The following is a 19613-nucleotide window of genomic DNA, read 5'->3' as shown; positions in this document are numbered from 1 at the left end:
AGTACGTCCCTGTAAGCTCGGTCGCGCCATCCATGGCGCTCACGCCCCCGCAACCGGACCCACCCCGCCTTCGACAGATCGCCGCGATCTGCCGGAATGCCATGGCCTGCTCCTGGTGGTTGTCGACCTTGGCCGACACGGCATGGCCTGCCTTTGGTGGGTGTCGACCTTGGTCGACACGGTAGATCCACGCCATGCGTGGATGGAACCGAGGAGCAGAGCGTGCTCAGCTTCTGGCGCGCGGCGCCTCCGAAAGTGGAGCCCCCTTGTTGTTCAAGGGGGCGCGCCGACAGGCGGGGAGATAAGGCGGAATGCGGGCGGGTCCCACGATTTGCGCAGCAAATCGTGGGACGTAGCGCAGGTGGAAATTAGATCTCCACCTGCGCGCCCAGCTCGACCAGGCGGTTGCCCGGAATCCGGAAGAAGCCCGTCGCCGGGGCGGCGTTCCTGTGCATCAGCGCGAACAGCTTGTCGCGCCAGATCGGCATGCCACGGTTGGCGGTGGCGACGATGGTCTCGCGGCTGGCGAAGAAGGTGGTGTCCATCGGGTCGAAGTAGATGCCACCGTGGTCGCATGAGCGCATCAGCGCCAGCGGTACGTCGGGGGTCTCCATGAAGCCGAAACGCACGTAGACCCGATAGAACTCATCGCCCACCGATTCGATCTTCAGGCGCTGCCCTTCCGCCGCGTACGGCACCGGCAGGGTCACCACATGCAGGAACACGTTGCGCTCGTGCAGCACCTTGTTGTGCTTGAGGTTGTGCATCAGCGCATGCGGGGCCACGGTCGGGTCGGCGGTGAGGAACACCGCGGTGCCGGGTACGCGTACCGGCGGCGCCAGCATCAGGCCCGGCAGGAAGGTGTCGATGCGGATGCCGTCCTTGCGGATCTCGTCGCGCAGCAGCTCGCGGCCACGGCGCCAGGTGCGCATCATGGTGAACAGGAAGATGCCCAGCACCACCGGGAACCAGGCGCCCTGCAGCAGCTTGGCGCCGTTGGCGATGACAAAGCCCAGATCGATGATGAAGAACACCACGCACAGCGGCAGGATCCAGTTGCGTGCCTTGGGCCACAGCGAACGTGCGACCAGGGCCAGCAGCAGGGTATCGATCAGCATGGTGGCCGACACCGAGATGCCGTAGGCCACGGCCAGGTTGGACGAGCTGCGGAAGGCCAGCACCAGGCCGATCACCATCACCGCGATGCCCCAGTTGATGCCGGGGATGTAGATCTGGCCGATGGTGTCGTGCGAGGTGTGCTTGATGCGCATGCGCGGGATGTAGCCCAGCTGCATGGCCTGGCGCGAGACCGAGAACGCACCGGTGATCACCGACTGCGAGGCGATCACCGCAGCCATCGTGGCCAGGATGATCATCGGGTACAGCGCCCACGACGGCACCGCCTCGAAGAACGGGTTCTTCACCGCCTCGGGATGGTTGAGCACCAGCGCGCCCTGCCCCAGGTAGTTCAGCACAAGGCAGGGCAGCACGAAGAAGTACCAGGCGTGGCGGATCGGCTTGGCACCGAAGTGGCCCATGTCGGCGTACAGCGCCTCGCCACCGGTCACCGCCAGCACCACCGCGCCGAGGATGAAGATGCTGTGCCAGCCGTGCTCCATGAAGAAGCGGATCGCCCACCACGGGTTGAAGGCTTTCAGCACTTCAGGCGCGTCGACGATGTTGTAGATGCCGATCGCGGCCAGCGAAATGAACCAGATCGAGGTGATCGGGCCGAACAGCTTGCCGATCTTCGCGGTGCCGAAGCGCTGTACCGCGAATACGGCCAGCAGTACCACCACGGTGATCGGCACGATGAAGGCATGCAACCCGGGGGCCGCCACCTCCAGGCCTTCGACCGCACCCAGCACCGATATCGCCGGCGTGATCACGCCATCGCCGAAGAACAGCGAGGCACCAAAGATGCCAAGGATGCCGACCACATACGCCGAGCGCGAGCCATTGCGCAGCGTGCGCTGGGTCAGCGCCATCAACGCCATGATGCCGCCCTCGCCGTCATTGTCGGCGCGCATGATGATGGTCACGTACTTCAGGGTGACCACGATGTTCAGCGCCCAGAACGCCAGCGACAGCACGCCCAGCACGGTGTCATGGTCGCTGCTGAGCCCGTAGTGGGGCGAGAACGCCTCCTTCAGGGTGTACAGCGGGCTGGTGCCGATATCGCCGAAGACCACGCCGATCGCACCGATGATCAGCGCCAGGCCCCCGGCGGGGGGAGCGTGACCATGGCCGCCATGGGCGGTGTGCGGGGTTTGACTGCTGGACATGGGGCTCCTGGCGAAGCTCAGGGTGTAATGGGGAAGGAAACGGAGCGGCTCAGCGCAGCGCCGATTGCAGGGCCTTGCGGATGACCATGGCCACTTCGTCGCCCTCGTTGAAGGCCTCGCGCGCCATCCGCGCCGCCTCGGTGGGCTTGTAGCCCAGCTGCTGCAGCGCCACGGTGGCATCGGACAGCGGATCGGCCGGGGCCGGGCCACTGCCGGTCGGCAGAGCGCCACCGGCACCGAACTGCGCCGCGCGGTCACGCAGTTCCAGCACCATGCGCTCGGCGGTCTTCTTGCCGATGCCGGGGATGCGGGTCAGCGCGGTGATGTCGCCGGCCTGGACCATGCGGGCGAATTCTTCGACGGTGACCCCGGACAGCACGGCCAGCGCGATCTTCGCGCCGATGCCGCTGACCTTCTGCACATCGCGGAACAGGCGGCGCTCGCCTTCGCGCAGGAAGCCGTACAGCGAGACGCTGTCTTCCTTCTGCGAATAATGGGTGTACAGCGTGACCTCACGGCCCAGTTCGGGCAGGTCGTAGAAGGTGCTCATCGGCGCCTCCAGCTCGTAGCCTACCCCGTTGACGTCCACCACCAGCCACGGCGGCGCCTTGTAGGCGACGATTCCGCGCAGTCGACCGATCATTGCGTGCAGCTCCTCATTTGCGGCCCCACGCCTGGCGGGCAGTCAGCCCCAGGCGGTTGGCCGTTGCCCTTACGTGGGCATGGGTGATGGCCACGGCCAACGCGTCGGCCGCGTCGGCCTGCAGCTTGGTTTTCAGGTTGAGCATGAGCCCGACCATGTGTTGAACCTGTTGCTTTTCGGCGCCGCCACGACCGACCACCGCCAGCTTGATCTCGCTGGCGGCGTATTCGTGCACCGGCAGGTCGCGCAGCACCACCGCCGAAATCGCCGCGCCACGGGCCTGGCCCAGCTTCAGCGCCGAATCGGGGTTGCGCGCCATGAACACCTTTTCGATGGCCACTTCCTGCGGCTGGAACTCCAGGCACAGCTCGGCCAGTCCCAGCACCAGCAGCTTCATGCGCTGCGGGAAGTCATCGGCGCCGAGCAGCACCAGCGGCTGGTGATGCACGTGGCTGACCCGACCGCTGGCATCGACATCGATGATGCCGACCCCGGTCCGTTGTGAACCCGGGTCGATGCCGAGAATGCGGGTCATGCGGCACACGCGCGCAGGCCGCTGATCCGGGAAGGACGCATGCGGCGGTGATGGCTGGAAACGTCTGGGGTCATCATGGTCCGCATTGTCCGCTCACCGGCCGCCAAAGGCGACCGGCGCAGCGTCCGTTCAGGCGTAGGCGTCCGCGCCGAGATCGGCGTTGGAGTACACGTCCTGCACGTCGTCGAGGTCTTCCAGCATGTCCAGCAGCTTCTTGACCTGCAGGACGGTGTCGCCCTCGACCTTGATGTCGTTGTCGGCACGGAAGGTCAGCTCGGCATGGTCCGGCGTGCGGCCAGCCGCCTGCATCGCATCCTTGACCGCGTGGAAGCTATCCGCGGCGGTGAGCACGTCGATCGCGCCATCCTCCGGGTAGACCACGATGTCATCGGCACCGGCCTCGATGGCCGCTTCGGAGATGGCGTCCTCATCGGCGCCGGCGCCGTAGTGCAGCACGCCCACGCGCTTGAACATGAAGCTGACCGAGCCTTCGATGCCCATGTTGCCGCCGCACTTGCTGAACGCATGGCGGACATCGGCCACGGTGCGCACGCGGTTGTCGGTCAGGCAATCGACGATGACGGCCACGCCACCGGGCGCGTAGCCCTCGTAGCGGATCTCTTCGTACTCGACGCCTTCCAGTTCACCGGTGGCCTTCTTGATGGCGCGCTCGATCACGTCCTTGGACATGTTCGCGGTCAGCGCCTTATCCACGGCCACACGCAGACGCGGGTTGTTGTTGGGGTCGCCTCCACCGCCGCGAGCGGCCACGCCGATCTCACGGATGATCTTGGTGAAAATCTTGCCGCGCTTCGCGTCAGACGCGTTTTTGCGGTTCTCGATGGAGGGGCCTCTACCCATGGGTCTTTCCGTACGTGCGTTGATGGATAAGGCCGCGGATTCTACCTGATCGGGCCCGCTGACCGTGTCGAGGGCGTATGGATGCCGCCGGGCGTGGCCCGGCGAGAGCGTGCGAACCAACGGTTCGCACCCACCAAGGCAGGACGGTTCGCACCCACCAAGGCAGGACGGTTCGCCCCTACCAAGGCAGGACGGTTCGCACCCATCAAGGCAGGCCGGTTCGCACCCACCAAGGGAGGACGGTGCGCACCCACCAAGGCAGGTCGGTAGCGCCGGGCCATGCCCGGCGAGCGCAGCGGCGCTGGGTGACGTCGCTCAGGCCGCAGCGGCGTCCCGGCCATGGTCGAACTGGCCATGGCGGAGGAAATGCGCGGTCTGCCGCGCGGCATCGAGTGACACCACCAGGCCGCTGTGGCTGGTGCGCACCACGCAGTGGTCGGCCAGGCCCGGCAGGCGGGTCTCGGCCAGCGCCACGGTACCGTCGGAATCGTCATCCAGCGCCCCGAGCAGGCTGCCCAGCCCATGTGGCACCGAGCCGGCGATCAGGCCGACGGCGGCCTTGCCCTGCCAGTCCGGCAGCCCGTCCAGCAGCAGCTCGCTGCTGCGGCCCAGGGCCAGGCCCCAACCATGTTCGGACAACGAGCGCGCAGTACCACTGCCCCGCAGTGGCGAGCCCAGGCAGACCACGCGCTGCACGGGCAGCTGCGGCTGCCGGCGCAGGGCTTCCAGCGCCAGCAGGCCACCCAGGCTGTGCCCGACCAGCGACAGCGGGCCTGCATCTGCCAGCCGCTCCAGCAACTGCGGCACGGCCACATCGGGACCGCCAAATACGGACGAGTAGCCAAAGGTATGGACCTGGAAGCCACGCGCACGCAGGCGCCAAGCCAGCGGGCCGACCCAGGCACGGGCATTCCAGATGCCATGCAACAACAGAACGGGGGGAGTCATGTGCAACAGCCTGGCGGTCAGCGGGGCGGAACTACGGTGATTGAACAGAAGCCAGGGGCAAGCGGCGGTGAACGGTTTCAGGCCGGATGCGGCAAACGGCGCAGGATGAACTCAAGATCGTTGGTATCGCCCACCGGGAACAGGTACTCGCCGGCCTTTTCAAAACCATACCGGGCGTAGAAGCGCTGCGCGCCGAAGTTTTCCGACCACACGCCCAGCCACAGCGTGCGCGGGCCGTCGTGCTCCAGCCAGGCCAGCGCGGTTTCCAGCAGGCGGCTGCCCCAGCCGCAGCTCTGCTGCGTCTTGATCAGGTACAGGCGCTTGAGCTCACCGTCACCGGGCTTCACGTCCGGATGCGGCAACCCACAGGGGCCGGCGGCGGCATGGCCGACCGCCTCCCCGTCCAGCTCCAGCAGCCACACCGCGTAATCGGGGTGGGCCAGGATCGTGCGCTGACGCTCGACCGTGTAGGCCTCGTCGATGAAGTCCTGCAGGTCCTGCGGCGGATACAGATGGCCGAAGGTTTCGGTGAACGTGCGTGCGGCCAGCGCCGACAGGGTCGGCGCGTCGTCCACAGTGGCGCGGCGGATCGAATACATGGGTCGAGTTGACGTCAGGACCACGGTTCGGGTCAAGCCCGTTCCGCCGGCTCCTTGTCGTCTTCTTCCTCTTCCTCTTCTTCGTATTCCTCGTCGTCCTCTTCTTCCTCGCCGTCTTCCTCTTCTTCGCCTTCCTCGTCCTCGTCGTACTCTTCCTCTTCGTCGTCTTCGTAATCCTCGACGCCGAAGTCTTCACCGTCCCAGCGGCCTTCGCCGTCGGCGACGAAGGTCAGGGCCATGGCCGACGGGTTGGTACCGACACGGACCAGCCAACCACCGAAGACACGTGCACGCTCGGTGACCAGGTTGGCCTCGGAGCCTTCATTGCCCAGCTTTTCCCACTCCAGCGAAAACGCAAACTCGGTCATTGCCTGGATCTCCTGATCAGTTTTTCTTGGGGCGAACCTGGATGTGCACTTCGGCCAGCTGCTCGTCGACGATCGGCGACGGCGCGTCGGTCATCAGATCCTGCGCACCGGTGGTCTTCGGGAACGGGATGACGTCGCGGATCGACTCGGTACCGGCCATCAGCGCGGCGATGCGGTCGATGCCGAAGGCGATGCCACCGTGCGGCGGCGCGCCGTAGTTCAGCGCGTCGAGCAGGAAGCCGAACTTGGCGCGGGCTTCTTCGGCACCGATGCCGAGCAGTTCGAACACCGCGCTCTGCATGTCGGGGCGGTGGATACGGATCGAACCGCCGCCGATTTCATTGCCGTTGAGCACCATGTCGTAGCCGCGCGAAACGGCGGTCTTGGCGTGCGCGCGCAGGTCGGCGATGTCGTCCACGGCCGGCGCGGTGAAGGGGTGATGCAGGGCGACGTAGCGCTGCGCTTCCTCGTCCCATTCGAACATCGGGAAGTCGGTGACCCACAGCGGCGCCCAGCTGTCGGCGACCAGACCGAAGTCCTTGCCGGCCTTCAGGCGCAGCGCGCCCATGAAGTCGGACACCTTGTTGTAGCCGCCGGCACCGAAGAACACGATGTCGCCGTTGCCGGCGCCGACATGGGCGACCAGGGCGGCGAAGCCCTCTTCACTGAAGAACTTCTGGATCGGCGAGCTGATTTCACCGTTCTCGCCCACCTTGATGTAGGCCAGGCCCTTCGCACCGTACTTGGCGGCGTGCGCGGCGTACTCGTCGATCTGCTTGCGCGACAGGCTGGCACCACCGGGGATGCGCAGGGCGGCGACGCGGCCATCGGCATCGTTGGCAGCAGCGGTGAACACCGGGAATTCGCTGGTCTTGACCAGCTCGGCCACGTCCACCAGTTCCAGCGCGATGCGCAGGTCCGGCTTGTCCGAACCATAGCGACGCATCGCCTCGGCCCAGGTCATGCGCGGGAAGCTGGCATCCAGTTCGACGTCGACCACTTCCTTGAAGATGGCGCGGATCATGTCTTCGACGAAGTCCTGCACGTCGCGCTCGCGGACGAAGGCGAACTCCATGTCCAGCTGGGTGAATTCCAGCTGGCGGTCGGCACGCAGGGCCTCGTCGCGGAAGCAGCGCGCGATCTGGTAGTAGCGGTCGAAGCCGGCCACCATCAGGATCTGCTTGAACAGCTGCGGGCTCTGCGGCAGGGCATAGAACTCGCCCGGGTGCATGCGCGCCGGCACCAGGAAGTCGCGTGCACCTTCCGGGGTGGCCTTGGTCAGGATCGGCGTTTCGATGTCCTGGAAGCCCTTCTCGTCCAGGTGGCGGCGCAGGGCCTGCACCAGCTTGATGCGGGTGCGCTGCATGCGCTGCATCTCCGGACGGCGCAGGTCCAGGTAGCGGTACTTCAGGCGGGTTTCTTCGCCCGGGTTCTCGTGGGCGTGGAACGGCAGCGGTGCGGCCTTGTTCAGCACGGTGATGGCGGTGGCGATCACTTCCACCTTGCCCGTGCGCAGCTTGTCGTTGACCGCATGGCGGGCACGTACCACGCCTTCCACCTGCAGCACGTCCTCATAGCCCAGCGAGGCGGCCACCGCGAACACTTCGGCGTTGTCGAGCTCCACCGTCACCTGCACGATGCCTTCATGATCGCGGAGATCGATGAAGCAGACGCCGCCCTGGTTACGGGCAACGTCGGTCCAGCCGGCGAGGGTGACAGTCTGGCCAATCAGGGTCTCATCGACCAGGCCGCAGAAGTGGGTACGCATGGGGGGAAAGCTCCGCTGGAGAACGCCGGCGCCTGATGGGGGCCGGAAAGCCTCTTATTCTGCGGCCGAGGCCCCGGCCGGGGCAAATGCGGACGGTCACGCGGGCTTGATCGCCCCCGTCCTTATAGTCGCGCACCTACTCCCGTATGGGGATGTCGCCATGAAACCGCAGTCCCTGGCCAGCCTGGCCGTGATCCTTGGCACCTTTACCGCGCTCGCCCTGCACTCTGCCCCTGCCGCCGCGCAGGACGGGGTGGTCCGCTGCGAGAGCCAGAACAACCGCGAACGCGTCTGCAACACCGGCTGGCGCGATGCCCGGCTGGTCCGCCAGCTGTCCGGCTCGGCCTGTGTGGAAGGCCGAACCTGGGGCACCCGCAATGGCAGCATCTGGGTCAACAACGGCTGCCGCGCCGAATTCACCCAGGGCCGAGGCGGCTGGGGTGGCGGCAACGGCGGCGGTTGGGGTGGTGGCAACGGCAACGGCAACAGCGGCACCGTGCGCTGCGAAAGCCAGGACAACCGCGAACGCAGCTGCCCGGTGGGCTGGCGCAACGCACGCGTGGTCCGGCAGATCTCCGGCACGCAGTGCGTGGAAGGCCAGAACTGGGGCGTGCGCAACGGCGCGATCTGGGTCAACCGCGGCTGCCGCGCCGAGTTCGCCGAGGCCCGCGGTGGCTGGGGCGGCGGCAATGGTGGGGGCAATGGCGGCGGCTGGGGTGGTGGCAACAGCAACTACACCGTGACCTGCAGCAGCAACAACAACCGCCAGCAGAGCTGCAACTGGGATGAACGCCAGGGCCGGCCTGTGCTGCAGCAGCAGCTGTCCGGCAGCGCCTGCCAGGAAGGCCGGACCTGGGGCTACTCGCGCGGCAACGTGTGGGTCAGCAACGGCTGCCGGGCGCGCTTCGGCACGCGTTGAGGGGTAGCGCCGGGCTGTCCGCGGCAGCATGCCAGGGGGCCGATCAAGGTGCCGGCGCCGCTGCATCACCCCAGGGCGCCGGCGGTAGCGCGACCGGCTTGCTGAGATCGAACTCGACCCGGAAACGGCGCCCTTCCGGGCGCGTCAGCTCATAGACAAAACGCTGGTCCGGCTCGATCTCCATCGCCCACGTGTTGTGGGTTGAAGCCAGCATATCGGCGCGGCGGAACATCGCTACGGACTCGCCATCGGCGGGGAACTGCTGGCGTTCGGCGGTGCCCGGCGGCTTGCTGTCGCCGCCGTAGAGGGTGATCGCATCGGGGCTGCCATCGGCGTGGCGATGGTCGTGCTTCAGGCGCAGCCCGTGCTCGGTGCGGGTCAACACCCAGGTGCGCGAATGGTCATCGCCGACGTGGAACGGGATGCGCAGCTCATGGCCCGGGTCGGCGCAGCCCCGCACGTGCATCACCAGCTTCTGCCCGGCGAAGGGGTCTTTGCCGGTGGGTGCCGGCGTGTCTTCCACCACCCTGCCCTCGTACGCCTGGCCACAATGGGCAGCGACCGCGGCCATGAAGGCGTCGGCCGGCGCGGTCGACAGATCGTGGTTGACCGTATGCGATGGCTGCGAGCAGGCGGCGAGGCCGAGCAGGGCGAAGGCGGAAGCAACAGCGGCGATCGGTTTCATGCCCCAACCCTAACGGCCATGGCCGATGCGCGCAAACCGCACTCCCTGGATCCACCTCAGCGCTCGGCTGCAGGGGCGACGGCAACCACGTCCGTCGCCGCCACGGGTGCATCTTCGCCCTGCCCTGCCGGCTCCTGCTCGACCGGGTCGACATCGAACGGCGTGCGGAACACCAGCGAGGGCAGCAGCGTGGTCAAGGCGGCGTACAGCAGCAACGCGCCGAACAGCACCGCCGGAATCTGGAAGCGATCGCGCATGATCGCGGCCAGCACCAGGGTGAAGATCAATGTCGGTGCCAGTGCCAGCGATACACGCAGGCTGCTGCGGAAGCTCTCGCCGAACATCACGCGACGCTGCAGCCAGACCACCGCGATGCGCAGCGGCAGCACCACCAGAGTGATAACGATGCCCAGCCCCAGCGCCTCCCAGCTCAGCGCTTCGCTGGGCACCTTGGTGCCGGCGTTGAAGAAATAGAACGGCACGAAGAACGAGGCGAACAGACGCAGCGCATGCAGGTTTTCGTGCGAGGCCAGCAGCGGCATGCGCTGGTGCAGCAGGCGCGCGACCAGACCGGCGATGAAGGCGCCGACCAGGTAGTACACGCCCAACAGGTAGGTGATGTACGCCGCCACCATGCCGACCATCACCAGCAGCGAGAATTCCGAGCCCGGTGCATGCGGCGCGACCCAGCGACCGAGCGCGATGAACAGCAGCGGCAGGCCGATCATCATCGCCAGCAGGGCGAGGCTGGACAGCGCCATGTGCCCGGGATCGCCAGCCTGCAGCACGATGAACAACGCCGCCAGGGCCAGCAGTTCACCGGCGATGGCCTTGCTGGTGACCCAGAACCGCTCGTCCTCGCTCAGCCCCAGCCGCGACAGCGAATCCATGATGAAACCGGTGGAGGGGGTCAGCAGCGCAAGCGCCAGCAGCCCTGCCGCCTGCCATGGCAGGCCGGCGTAACGCCAGGCCAGCCAGCCGACGCCGAACAGGGTCGCACTGCGGATCAGCAGATGCGCCAGCAGCGGCCACATGCCGCGCCGCAGGGCCTGCAGGTCAACTTCCAGGCCAGCGAACAGGAACAGTGAGGAGATGCCCAGCGTGGCCAGCAGTGCGATGACCGCGTCGTGCGCCTGGTCGCCCAGCCAGAGCATGCCGATGATGCCGAACAGCAGGCAGGTCAGCGGCGCCGGCAGGCTGAACCGCTGCAGCGCGCGCGGGATGACCAGCAGCGCGAAGATCAGCAGCAGGTAGACCAGTTCATGGCTCATCGGGGGACTTCCGTGTGGATCGAACGCGCGCAGGATGCGGGTTCGATCCGGATCGGGCAAGCCGGACACGGCTGAAAGTGTCCTCTCCTTTCGGCAGAGCGCCCTTCAGCGGATCAGCCCATCTGCGATCCGCCCGACCTGCGCAAGCACCGCCGCGCGCTGTTCGAAGCTGATCGCGCCCGCCTGCAGATAGGCGGTCAGGACCCAGGGCGAACCGCCCTGCACCGGCCACAACACGGCGATGTCGTTGCGGGCGTCTTCGCTATTGCTGCCGGTCTTGTCGCCCACCCGCCAGCGCTTGCCCAGGCCCGCACGAAGGCAGGCATCGCCGGTTTCGTTGTCGATCAGCCAGTCGGCCAACTGCTGGCGTGAGGCAGGCCTGAGTGCATTGCCCAGCACCAGGCGCTGCAGCGTCGATGCAATGGCCGCCGGCGTAGTGGTGTCGCGGGGATCATCGATGGCGAAGCTGTTCAGTTCCGGCTCCAGGCGATCGCTGCGGGTGATCGTGTCGCCGGTGGCGCGCAGGAACGCGGTCACTGCCGGCGGCCCACCAATCGCTGCGAACAACAGATTGGCCGCAGTGTTGTCGCTGGTGATCAACGTGGCCCGGCACAGGTCACGCACGGTCAGGTCCTTGCCGACGTGGCGACGGGTGACCGGCGCGTGCTCCAGGAGGTCCTGGGTCCGCACCGGCAGGCGCCGGTCCAGCAGTGCCGGATCGCGCTCGGCCTGCTTGAGCACCGTGGCGGCCAGTACGCTCTTGAAGGTGCTGCACAGCGGGAAGCGTTCGTCCTGGCGATGGCCGAGGCGGCGACCACTGCCGGTGTCGAGCAGGGTCACGCCGAGTCGACCGCTGCACGCCTTTTCCAGTGCGGCGAAGTCGGCGGCGGCGGCGATGGCGGCATCGACCGGTGTGGCGGGCACGGTGGCGGGTGCGGCAGCCCGGGCCAGCAGCGGCAACGCAAGGGTGGACGCAACTGCGGCACTACTGAACTGCAGGAATCGACGACGGGCAAGCATGCGGAATCCTCGTGGAAGCTGTCCCGATTATTGGAAGGGTGGGCAGAGGCGACCAGCGCGTTTTTTCAGCGTCAGCCATGAGATAAATTCATGCATGACGCATCGAACCCTTTATTTATCCAACCCCCATGGCAAGGCGCTACCATCAGCCATCATCCTGCCTCACACGTCCCCATGCTTCACCCCACCCTTTCGCTGAATGCGTTGCGCGCCTTCGAAGCGGCTGCGCGGCACCAGAACTTCACCCGGGCCGCCCTGGAACTCTGCGTCAGCCAGGCGGCGCTGAGCCACCAGATACGCGGGCTGGAGGACCGGCTGGGTATCCGCCTGTTCCATCGGCTGCCCCGCGGCGTGGCGTTGACCGAGGAAGGAGCAGCCCTGTACCCGGTGCTCAATGAATCCTTCGAGCGCATTTCAGCCAGCATCGCCCGCTACACCGGTGGCCCGGCGCGGGAAGTGCTGACGATCGGCGTGGTCGGTACCTTTGCCACCGGCTGGCTGCTGCCGCGGCTGGCCGCGTTCGATGCGGCCCACCCGGATATCGAACTACGGCTGCAGACCCACAACAACCGCATCGACCTGGCCGGTGAAGGCCTGGACCTGGCAATCCGTTTCGGCGATGGCGACTGGCAGGGACAGGCCTGCACGGCGATCCTGGACGCGCCGTTCGCACCGTTGTGCGCGCCGGCACTGGCGCGACGGCTGAAGCACCCCCGCGATCTGGCGGCCTTGCCGCTGCTGCGTTCGTACCGCAGCGACGAATGGCCACGCTGGCTGCAGATGGCTGGGGCCAACGGCGTGGAAGCGCGCGGACCGGTGTTCGATTCGTCATTGACGCTGGCGGTGGCTGCGGCCGGTGGCGCGGGCGTTGCCCTGCTGCCGTTGCGCATGTTCGAAGCGGACCTGGCCGAGGGCCGGCTGCTGCAGCCGTTTGCCACCACGCTGGAACTGGGCCGCTACTGGCTGACCCGTCTGCGCTCGCGTGCCGAACGTGAGCCAGCCAGGCGCTTCCGAGAGTGGTTGCAGGCGCAGGGCGCGTAGGTAGTGCCGGCCGCTGGCCGGCACCCCCTTGATCGTTGTGGGCGCATCGCATTGCCGGCCAGCGGCCGGCACTACCGATCAGGACTCCAGCAGTTCCATCCAGGCCGCTTCGGCCTTTTCCAGCTGCGCGGCAGTGGCTTCACGGTCGCGGCCGAGCACGGCCATGCGCGTGGCATCGGCGTAGTTGCTCGAGTCGGCAAGCTGCCGGTCCAGTTCGGCCAGCACACCTTCCAGCTCGGCGACCTTGGCTTCGGCGCTGGCCAGCTTGTGCGGGTTGACCGGCTTCTTCTGCACCACCTGCGCGACCGGTGCGGTCTTGACCACCACCGGCTCCTCCACCTGCTCCATGCGTGCCTTGGTGCCCTGCGCCTGCGGGCGCGTGCGCAGCCAGGCGGCATAGGCGTCGAGGTCACCGTCGAACGGTTCAACCACGCCGTCGGCCACTCGCCAGAAGGTGTCGCAGACCAGGCCGATCAGATGGCGATCATGCGAAACCATCACGATCGCGCCGTCGAAATCGGCCAGGGCTTCAGCCAGGGCTTCGCGCATTTCCAAATCAAGGTGGTTGGTCGGTTCGTCCAGCAGCAGTACGTTCGGCTGCTGCCAGGCGATCAATGCCAGCGCCAGGCGTGCACGCTCGCCACCGGAGAAACCATCCACCGGTTCGAAGGCACGGTCGCCCGGGAAATTCCACTTGCCGAGGAAATCGCGGAACGACTGGTTCGGTGCATCCGGGGCCAGGTCGCGGAAGTGCTCCATCGGCGACTGGCCTTCATGCAGCGACTCGACCGTGTGCTGGGCGAAGTAGCCGATGCGCAGGTCCGGGTGCGCGGCGCGCTCGCCGGCGATCGGTGCCAGCTCGCCCACCAGGGTCTTCACCAGTGTCGTTTTACCGGCGCCGTTGGGGCCCAGCAGGCCGATGCGCTGGCCCGCTTCCAGGCCGAAGCCCACATTGTGCAGGATCACCGAGTCGCTGCCGTAGCCGGCCTCGACGTGGTTCAGGCGGATCAGCGAGAACGGCAGCTTGGCCGGCGGTGCGAACTCGATGCGGAATTCGCGCTCGGCGCGCACCGCCTCGGTGCCGGCCAGCTTGGCCAGGCGCTTCATCCGGCTCTGTGCCTGTGCGGCCTTGCTGGCCTGGGCCTTGAAGCGGTCGATGAAGCTCTGCAGGTGGGCGCGCTCGGCCTGTTCCTTCTCATGCGCGATCTGCTGCTGGCGAAGCTGTTCGGCACGCTGACGCTCGAAGTCGGTGTAACCGCCCGGGTAAAGCTTGGCGCCACCACCGTGCAGGTGCAGGGTGTGGGTGGCCACGTTGTCGAGGAACTCGCGGTCATGCGAGATCAGCAGCAGGGTGCCCGGATACTTCAGCAGCCACTGTTCCAACCAGTACACCGCATCCAGATCCAGGTGGTTGGTCGGTTCGTCGAGCAGCAGCAGGTCGCTGGGCATCATCAGCGCGCGGGCCAGGTTCAGGCGCACGCGCCAGCCGCCGGAGAACGAGGACACCGCGCGGTGGTGCGTTTCGGCCGGGAAACCCAGGCCATGCAGCAGCTTGCCGGCGCGCGCTTCAGCGTCGTAGGCGTTCAGCTCGGCCATGCGCGTATGCGCCTCGGCCACGGCTTCCCAGTCTTCACGGGCGGTGGCCTCGGCCTCGGCGGCCAGCACGGCGGCAACCTCGACGTCACCGCCCAGCACGAAGCTCAGCGCCGGATCCGGCAGGGACGGGGTTTCCTGGGCGACGCTGGCGATGCGGATCTTGCCGGGCAGGTCGACGTCACCCTTGTCGGCCTCCAGCTCGCCCTTCACCGCCGCGAACAGGCTGGACTTGCCAGCACCGTTGCGGCCGACCACGCCTACCCGGTAACCGGCATGCAGGGTCAGGTCGACATTGGACAACAGCAGCCGCTCGCCGCGGCGCAAGGCGAAATTACGAAGCGAAATCATGGGGGGAGGCGTCCATATAACCGAATGGAATGTGCTGGTAAGCACTGTTCCTGCGACGCAATTCTAACGTTAACGAATACTTGACGCGCCCCGGGATGCGCGGCGGGCGACGTTCCTCTCTCCCACGTCCTGTCCGCGCGCCTCCCGGGCCCCTTCCCCGTCACTGCCTGTCGTAGCTAAATGGTTGCTGCTGCAACGTTTTTTCTGATGACCGGCATTTGACAGGCACTGAATATCCCGTTAATTCCTGTATTGCGCACCGCAACAACCGTCGTCCGCCTCACCCCCGTGATGTCGATTCCGGTGCCATCCCGCCAACCGGAGCCCCCTCCCGATGACCCGCAAGACCAGCCTGATCGCCGCCGCCGTCGCTGTCGCACTCGGTGGCTCTCCGTTCGTTGCCGCCGCCCAGCAGACCGGCACCGCCGCCAATACCCTGGATACGGTGATCGTCACCGGCACCCGCGTGGCCGACCGCACGGTCGCCGAATCGCAGTCGCCGATCGACATCATCACCCCCGAGATCCTGCAGTCCACCGGTACCGGTGAGCTGGCCACCGCGCTGTCGCGCGCGCTGCCGTCGCTGAACTTCCCGCGCCCCGCGCTGACCGACGGCACCAGCGGCGTGCGCCCGGCACAGCTGCGCGGGCTGTCGCCGGACCAGGTGCTGGTGCTGGTCAATGGCAAGCGCCGCCACACCTCGGCGATGATCAACGTCAACGGCAGCATCGGCCGCGGTTCGTCGGCGGTGGACATCAACGCGATTCCGATCGCCGCCATCGAGCGCGTCGAAGTGCTGCGTGACGGCGCCTCGGCACAGTACGGTTCGGATGCCATCGCCGGCGTCATCAACATCGTGCTCAAGGGCAGCGGCAGCGGCGGCAGCCTGGCCGTCGACTACGGCCAGTACTCGGCCGGCGACGGCAACAAGTACCAGCTGTCCGGCGATACCGGCGTGGAATTCGGCAACGGCCGTGGCCGCGTGCACGTGGCCGGCCAGATCAGCCAACAGGACGAGAGCGACCGCGCCGGCCCCTATCGCGGCACCACGCCGAACACCGTCAACTACCCGTCCGTGGGCCAGACCACGTTCATCGTCGGCGACCCGAAGGTGGACGCCACCGCTGCCTCGGTCAATGCCAGCTACGATTTCAGCGACCACGTGACCGGCTATGCGAGCGCGCTGCTCAGCAACCGCGACATCACCTCGTTCGCGTTCTACCGTTCGCGCAACCACAACGGACAGACCGCGCTGCTGGCGCAGACCTATCCAGACGGCTTCGTGCCGGAGATCAACCAGTATTCCAAGGACCGCTCGCTGGTGGCCGGGGTCAAAGGCAACACCGACAACGGCTGGACCTGGGACCTGAGCCTGAACCACGGCGAGAACACCCTGGATTTCCACACCCGCAACAGCATCAACTACAGCCTGGGCGCGACCAGCCCGCGTTCGTTCTACGACGGCACGCTGAAGTACCAGCAGGACATCTTCAACGCCGACCTGACCAAGTCGCTGGACTGGGGCCTGGCCTATCCGGTCACGCTGTCCTTCGGCGGTGAGTACCGCCGCGAGAAGTGGGACCAGAACCCGGGCGAGCTGAACTCCTACACCGGCACCGGTGCGCAGGGCTTCGGCGGCTTCACCCCGACCAACGAAGTGCACACCGATCGCCACAACTACGCGGTCTATGCGGGCCTGGAAGCGGACCTGAGCGAGAAGTTCTCCGCCGGCATCACCGGCCGTTACGAGGATTACTCGGACTTCGGCGACCGCTTCTCCGGCAAGCTGTCGGCGCGCTATGCGTTCACCGACAAGGTCGCGCTTCGCGCCACCGCCTCCAGCGGCTTCCGCGCGCCATCGCTGCCGCAGCAGGGCTACCAGGCGGTGACCAGCCAGTTCACCAACGGCGTGTTCGTCGAACGCGGCACCTTCCCGACCACCAGCCAGGCCGCACAGGCGCTGGGCGCTTCTCCGCTGAAGGCCGAGACGTCCACCTCCTACAGCCTGGGCCTGGTGCTGCAGCCGGTGGATCGCCTGTACATCACCGTCGACGCGTACCAGATCGACATCGACGACCGCATCGCGCTGTCGTCCAGCATCAGCACCAATGCCGCCAGCAGCGCGCTGCTGACCACGCTCGGCCTGCCGCAGGTGACTGCGTTCTCGTACTTCACCAATGGTCTGGACACCCGCACCCGCGGCGTTGACTTCGTCTCCAGCTACACCGTGCCGTTCAGCGCCAGCAGCCTGGAACTGACTGCGGCGTACAGCTACAACGACACCGAAGTGCAGCGCGTGGGCGGCACGCCGGCGGTGTTCGGCACGCTGGGCCTGACCCAGTCGCTGATCGGCCGCGATGAGATTGGCCGCATCGAAGACAGCTACCCGCACGACAAGACCATCCTCAGCGGCACCTGGCGTTCGGACCACTGGGAGCTGGGCCTGGCGGCAACCCGCTACGGCAAGTTCACGGTGCGCAACTCGGCCACGGCCACGCGTGACCAGACCTACGGCGACAAGTGGGTGCTGGATGCGTCGGCCAGCTACAAGCCGAGTGCGAACTGGACGCTGACGGTAGGTGCCGACAACCTGCTGAACGAGTACCCGGACCGCACCGAAGATCTGCAGAACTCGACCTTCGGCATGCTGCCGTACAGCAACTACTCGCCGTTCGGCTTCAATGGTGCGTATGTGTACGGGCGGATCAAGTACAACTGGTAAGCGGTAACGGGCGCGCCGGGCCCTGCCCGGCGGGTTCATCCGGGGTCAGATCCCTCTTCCTGCAGGAAAAGGTATCTGACCCTATTTGCTCTAAAGGTTTGCCGCATTTGGCTCATTAGGTGAAAATCGGGGCATCCCCCCGATTTCTGCGAGAGCCGATGCACCATGACACCGACCTGATCAACATCGTTGCCGTTGGTCTCGGGCTCGCCTTCATCTTCGGCGCGCTGGCCAACAAGCTCCGCTTGTCTCCTCTGGTCGGTTACCTGGTTGCTGGCATCTGCGTCGGGCCGTTCACGCCGGGCTTCGTCGCCGACCAGGCACTGGCGAACCAGCTGGCCGAGCTGGGCGTGATGCTGCTGATGTTCGGCGTCGGCCTGCACTTCTCGCTGAAGGACCTGATGGCGGTCAAGGCCATCGCCATTCCCGGTGCCATCGGCCAGATCCTGGTCGCTACCCTGCTCGGCTGGGGCCTGGCGGCATTGATGGGCTGGCCGGTCATCCACGGCGTGGTGTTCGGTTTCGCGCTGGCCACGGCCAGTACCGTAGTGCTGCTGCGCGCGATGGAAGAGCGCCGCCTGCTGGAAACCCAGCGCGGCAAGATCGCGGTCGGTTGGCTGATCGTCGAGGACCTGGCCTGCGTGCTGGCACTGGTGATGATGCCGGTGATGGCCGGTGTGTTCGGGCCCGACGCGGCCAATGAACACCACACCCTCGGCAGCGTGCTGGCCAGCATCGGCTGGACGTTCGTGCAGCTGGGCCTGTTCGTGGCAGTGATGCTGGTGGTCGGGCGCCGGGTCATTCCGTGGATCCTGGAGCGCATCGCCGGTACCGGCTCGCGCGAACTGTTCACCCTGTCGGTGCTGGCGATCGCGCTGGGCGTGGCGTTTGGCTCGGCGATGCTGTTCGGTGTGTCGTTCGCGCTGGGCGCGTTCTTCGCCGGCATGCTGCTCAATGAATCGGAACTCAGCCACAAGGCGGCCAGCGATTCCCTGCCGCTGCGCGATGCCTTCGCGGTGCTGTTCTTCGTCTCGGTGGGCATGCTTTTCAATCCCGGCATCCTGATCGAGCACCCGTGGCAGGTGCTGGCCACCGCCGGCATCATCATGTTCGGCAAATCGGCGGCGGCGTTCTTCATCGTGCGCGCGTTCGGCCACCCCACCGGCACCGCGTTGACGATCTCGGCCAGCCTGGCGCAGATCGGCGAGTTCGCCTTCATCATCGCCGGCCTCGGCGTGACCCTGAAGATCCTGCCGCCGACCGGCCAGGCGCTGGTGCTGGCCGGCGCGCTGATCTCGATCATGCTCAACCCGCTGGTGTTCGGCCTGCTCGACCGCTGGCTGCTGAAGCACCAGGAAACCACGCCCACCGCGGTGGAGACCGAGCTGCCACCGGGGCCGTCGCTGGACCTGCACGACCATGCCATCGTCATCGGCTACGGCCGCGTCGGCAGTGCGTTGGCGCAGGTGCTGCGCGACCGTGGCGTGCCGGTGATGATCATCGATGACAACAAGGAACACGTGGCCGAGGCGCATGCCGCTGGTCTGCCCGGCATCCGCGGCAGCGCGGCCTCGGACAAGGTGCTGGCCGAAGCCCATCCCGAGCGCGCGAAGATCGCGGTGCTGGCGATCCCGCAGCCGCTGGAAGCCGGTGAGACCTTGGCCAAGCTGCGTGCGATCAACCCCAACCTGACCCTGCTGGCGCGTGCGCACAGCGATGCCGAAGTGAAGCATCTGCTTGAACACGGTGCCGATGGCACGGTGATGGCCGAGCGCGAGCTGGCCTACTCGCTGGCGGAAATGGTGATGGCCACCCCGCCGTACCGCAGTCTTGGGCAGCACAGCATTCCGGTGGTGTGAGGGGTGTGCAGCAGGGCTGCGCCCTGCACCCGCCGAAACAACGGCAACGGCAAAAGCTGGCATTCCGTGGGATGGCGGGGTGGGTCCGGTTGCGGGGGACGCTGCAAGTACGTCCATGTAAGCTCGGTCGCCGCATCCATGCGGC

General features: G+C 66.8%; 17 protein-coding genes. 4 read left to right on the top strand and 13 right to left on the bottom strand.

Annotation, left to right across the window (positions count from 1 at the left end):
• From AC07UW_RS20740 to aspS, 9 genes are all read right to left on the bottom strand, one after another.
• Positions 1-196 (bottom strand): hypothetical protein (locus AC07UW_RS20740; RefSeq protein ID WP_495212773.1); only part of this gene is annotated, 196 nt, incomplete at its 3' end.
• Positions 197-368: 172 nt separating this feature from the next.
• The gene (locus AC07UW_RS20735; RefSeq protein WP_428704803.1) at positions 369-2285 is read right to left on the bottom strand and encodes a potassium transporter Kup; all 1917 of its coding nucleotides are present in this window, start codon (positions 2283-2285) and stop codon (positions 369-371) included.
• A 49-nt stretch (positions 2286-2334) separates the two neighbouring features.
• Complete coding sequence (gene ruvA / locus AC07UW_RS20730) at positions 2335-2928, bottom strand: Holliday junction branch migration protein RuvA (RefSeq protein ID WP_032975138.1); 594 nt, start codon at positions 2926-2928, stop codon at positions 2335-2337.
• A 13-nt stretch (positions 2929-2941) separates the two neighbouring features.
• A complete protein-coding gene (gene ruvC / locus AC07UW_RS20725; RefSeq protein WP_025874677.1) occupies positions 2942-3463 on the bottom strand; it encodes a crossover junction endodeoxyribonuclease RuvC in 522 nt (173 codons plus the stop codon).
• 129 nt (positions 3464-3592) lie between these two features.
• Positions 3593-4324 carry a YebC/PmpR family DNA-binding transcriptional regulator gene (locus tag AC07UW_RS20720; protein ID WP_495212772.1) on the bottom strand — a complete coding sequence of 244 codons (732 nt, stop codon included), beginning with the start codon at positions 4322-4324 and terminating at the stop codon, positions 3593-3595.
• Between the two features lie 315 nt (positions 4325-4639).
• Positions 4640-5272: an esterase/lipase family protein gene (locus AC07UW_RS20715; protein ID WP_223496286.1), complete on the bottom strand. Its 633-nt coding sequence runs from the start codon at positions 5270-5272 to the stop codon at positions 4640-4642.
• 77 nt (positions 5273-5349) lie between these two features.
• Positions 5350-5871: a GNAT family N-acetyltransferase gene (locus AC07UW_RS20710; RefSeq protein WP_032975141.1), complete on the bottom strand. Its 522-nt coding sequence runs from the start codon at positions 5869-5871 to the stop codon at positions 5350-5352.
• Positions 5872-5903: 32 nt separating this feature from the next.
• Positions 5904-6239: a hypothetical protein gene (locus AC07UW_RS20705; RefSeq protein ID WP_025874681.1), complete on the bottom strand. Its 336-nt coding sequence runs from the start codon at positions 6237-6239 to the stop codon at positions 5904-5906.
• Positions 6240-6255: 16 nt separating this feature from the next.
• Complete coding sequence (gene aspS / locus AC07UW_RS20700) at positions 6256-8007, bottom strand: aspartate--tRNA ligase (protein ID WP_059064882.1); 1752 nt, start codon at positions 8005-8007, stop codon at positions 6256-6258.
• Positions 8008-8167: 160 nt separating this feature from the next.
• Between aspS and AC07UW_RS20695 the strand changes: the two genes are divergently transcribed.
• Positions 8168-8926: a DUF3011 domain-containing protein gene (locus AC07UW_RS20695; RefSeq protein ID WP_025874683.1), complete on the top strand. Its 759-nt coding sequence runs from the start codon at positions 8168-8170 to the stop codon at positions 8924-8926.
• A gap of 43 nt (positions 8927-8969) precedes the next feature.
• Here the strand turns inward: AC07UW_RS20695 and AC07UW_RS20690 are convergent, their stop codons facing one another.
• The 3 genes from AC07UW_RS20690 to blaL2 form a co-directional block, all read right to left on the bottom strand.
• On the bottom strand, positions 8970-9611 hold the full coding sequence (locus AC07UW_RS20690) for a hypothetical protein (RefSeq protein ID WP_394122648.1): 642 nt from the start codon (positions 9609-9611) through the stop codon (positions 8970-8972).
• Positions 9612-9667: 56 nt separating this feature from the next.
• Positions 9668-10882 (bottom strand): cation:proton antiporter, encoded by a 1215-nt coding sequence (locus AC07UW_RS20685; RefSeq protein WP_099843430.1) that lies wholly within the window; start codon positions 10880-10882, stop codon positions 9668-9670.
• Between the two features lie 105 nt (positions 10883-10987).
• Positions 10988-11902 carry a L2 family extended-spectrum class A beta-lactamase gene (gene blaL2 / locus AC07UW_RS20680; protein WP_495212771.1) on the bottom strand — a complete coding sequence of 305 codons (915 nt, stop codon included), beginning with the start codon at positions 11900-11902 and terminating at the stop codon, positions 10988-10990.
• 174 nt (positions 11903-12076) lie between these two features.
• Here blaL2 and ampR point away from each other — a divergent pair, with 174 nt between their 5' ends.
• Complete coding sequence (ampR, locus tag AC07UW_RS20675) at positions 12077-12943, top strand: LysR family transcriptional regulator AmpR (RefSeq protein ID WP_313250155.1); 867 nt, start codon at positions 12077-12079, stop codon at positions 12941-12943.
• 78 nt (positions 12944-13021) lie between these two features.
• Here ampR and AC07UW_RS20670 read toward each other — a convergent pair whose 3' ends face one another.
• A complete protein-coding gene (locus tag AC07UW_RS20670) occupies positions 13022-14887 on the bottom strand; it encodes an ABC-F family ATP-binding cassette domain-containing protein (RefSeq protein WP_312110462.1) in 1866 nt (621 codons plus the stop codon).
• Between the two features lie 334 nt (positions 14888-15221).
• Here AC07UW_RS20670 and AC07UW_RS20665 point away from each other — a divergent pair, with 334 nt between their 5' ends.
• Entirely contained in the window at positions 15222-17609 is a 2388-nt protein-coding gene (locus AC07UW_RS20665) for a TonB-dependent receptor plug domain-containing protein (protein WP_495212770.1), read from the top strand.
• 158 nt (positions 17610-17767) lie between these two features.
• Positions 17768-19468 carry a YbaL family putative K(+) efflux transporter gene (gene ybaL, locus AC07UW_RS20660; protein WP_025874691.1) on the top strand — a complete coding sequence of 567 codons (1701 nt, stop codon included), beginning with the start codon at positions 17768-17770 and terminating at the stop codon, positions 19466-19468.
• Positions 19469-19613 lie beyond the last annotated feature (145 nt).

Source organism: Stenotrophomonas sp. GW821-FHT02D01, assembly GCF_059421765.1.
This window is presented reverse-complemented; position numbering and strand designations above follow the sequence as displayed.

What these genes read in the sequence shown, in the direction of transcription:
- ampR (WP_313250155.1), top strand. Translation starts at nt 12,077, where the DNA reads ATGCTTCACCCCACCCTTTCGCTGAATGCGTTGCGCGCCTTCGAAGCG.
- AC07UW_RS20695 (WP_025874683.1), top strand. Translation starts at nt 8,168, where the DNA reads ATGAAACCGCAGTCCCTGGCCAGCCTGGCCGTGATCCTTGGCACCTTT.
- AC07UW_RS20665 (WP_495212770.1), top strand. Translation starts at nt 15,222, where the DNA reads ATGACCCGCAAGACCAGCCTGATCGCCGCCGCCGTCGCTGTCGCACTC.
- AC07UW_RS20710 (WP_032975141.1), bottom strand. Translation starts at nt 5,871, where the DNA reads ATGTATTCGATCCGCCGCGCCACTGTGGACGACGCGCCGACCCTGTCG.
- AC07UW_RS20720 (WP_495212772.1), bottom strand. Translation starts at nt 4,324, where the DNA reads ATGGGTAGAGGCCCCTCCATCGAGAACCGCAAAAACGCGTCTGACGCG.
- ybaL (WP_025874691.1), top strand. Translation starts at nt 17,768, where the DNA reads ATGCACCATGACACCGACCTGATCAACATCGTTGCCGTTGGTCTCGGG.
- AC07UW_RS20685 (WP_099843430.1), bottom strand. Translation starts at nt 10,882, where the DNA reads ATGAGCCATGAACTGGTCTACCTGCTGCTGATCTTCGCGCTGCTGGTC.
- AC07UW_RS20670 (WP_312110462.1), bottom strand. Translation starts at nt 14,887, where the DNA reads ATGATTTCGCTTCGTAATTTCGCCTTGCGCCGCGGCGAGCGGCTGCTG.
- ruvC (WP_025874677.1), bottom strand. Translation starts at nt 3,463, where the DNA reads ATGACCCGCATTCTCGGCATCGACCCGGGTTCACAACGGACCGGGGTC.
- AC07UW_RS20715 (WP_223496286.1), bottom strand. Translation starts at nt 5,272, where the DNA reads ATGACTCCCCCCGTTCTGTTGTTGCATGGCATCTGGAATGCCCGTGCC.
- AC07UW_RS20705 (WP_025874681.1), bottom strand. Translation starts at nt 6,239, where the DNA reads ATGACCGAGTTTGCGTTTTCGCTGGAGTGGGAAAAGCTGGGCAATGAA.
- ruvA (WP_032975138.1), bottom strand. Translation starts at nt 2,928, where the DNA reads ATGATCGGTCGACTGCGCGGAATCGTCGCCTACAAGGCGCCGCCGTGG.
- blaL2 (WP_495212771.1), bottom strand. Translation starts at nt 11,902, where the DNA reads ATGCTTGCCCGTCGTCGATTCCTGCAGTTCAGTAGTGCCGCAGTTGCG.
- AC07UW_RS20735 (WP_428704803.1), bottom strand. Translation starts at nt 2,285, where the DNA reads ATGTCCAGCAGTCAAACCCCGCACACCGCCCATGGCGGCCATGGTCAC.
- AC07UW_RS20690 (WP_394122648.1), bottom strand. Translation starts at nt 9,611, where the DNA reads ATGAAACCGATCGCCGCTGTTGCTTCCGCCTTCGCCCTGCTCGGCCTC.
- aspS (WP_059064882.1), bottom strand. Translation starts at nt 8,007, where the DNA reads ATGCGTACCCACTTCTGCGGCCTGGTCGATGAGACCCTGATTGGCCAG.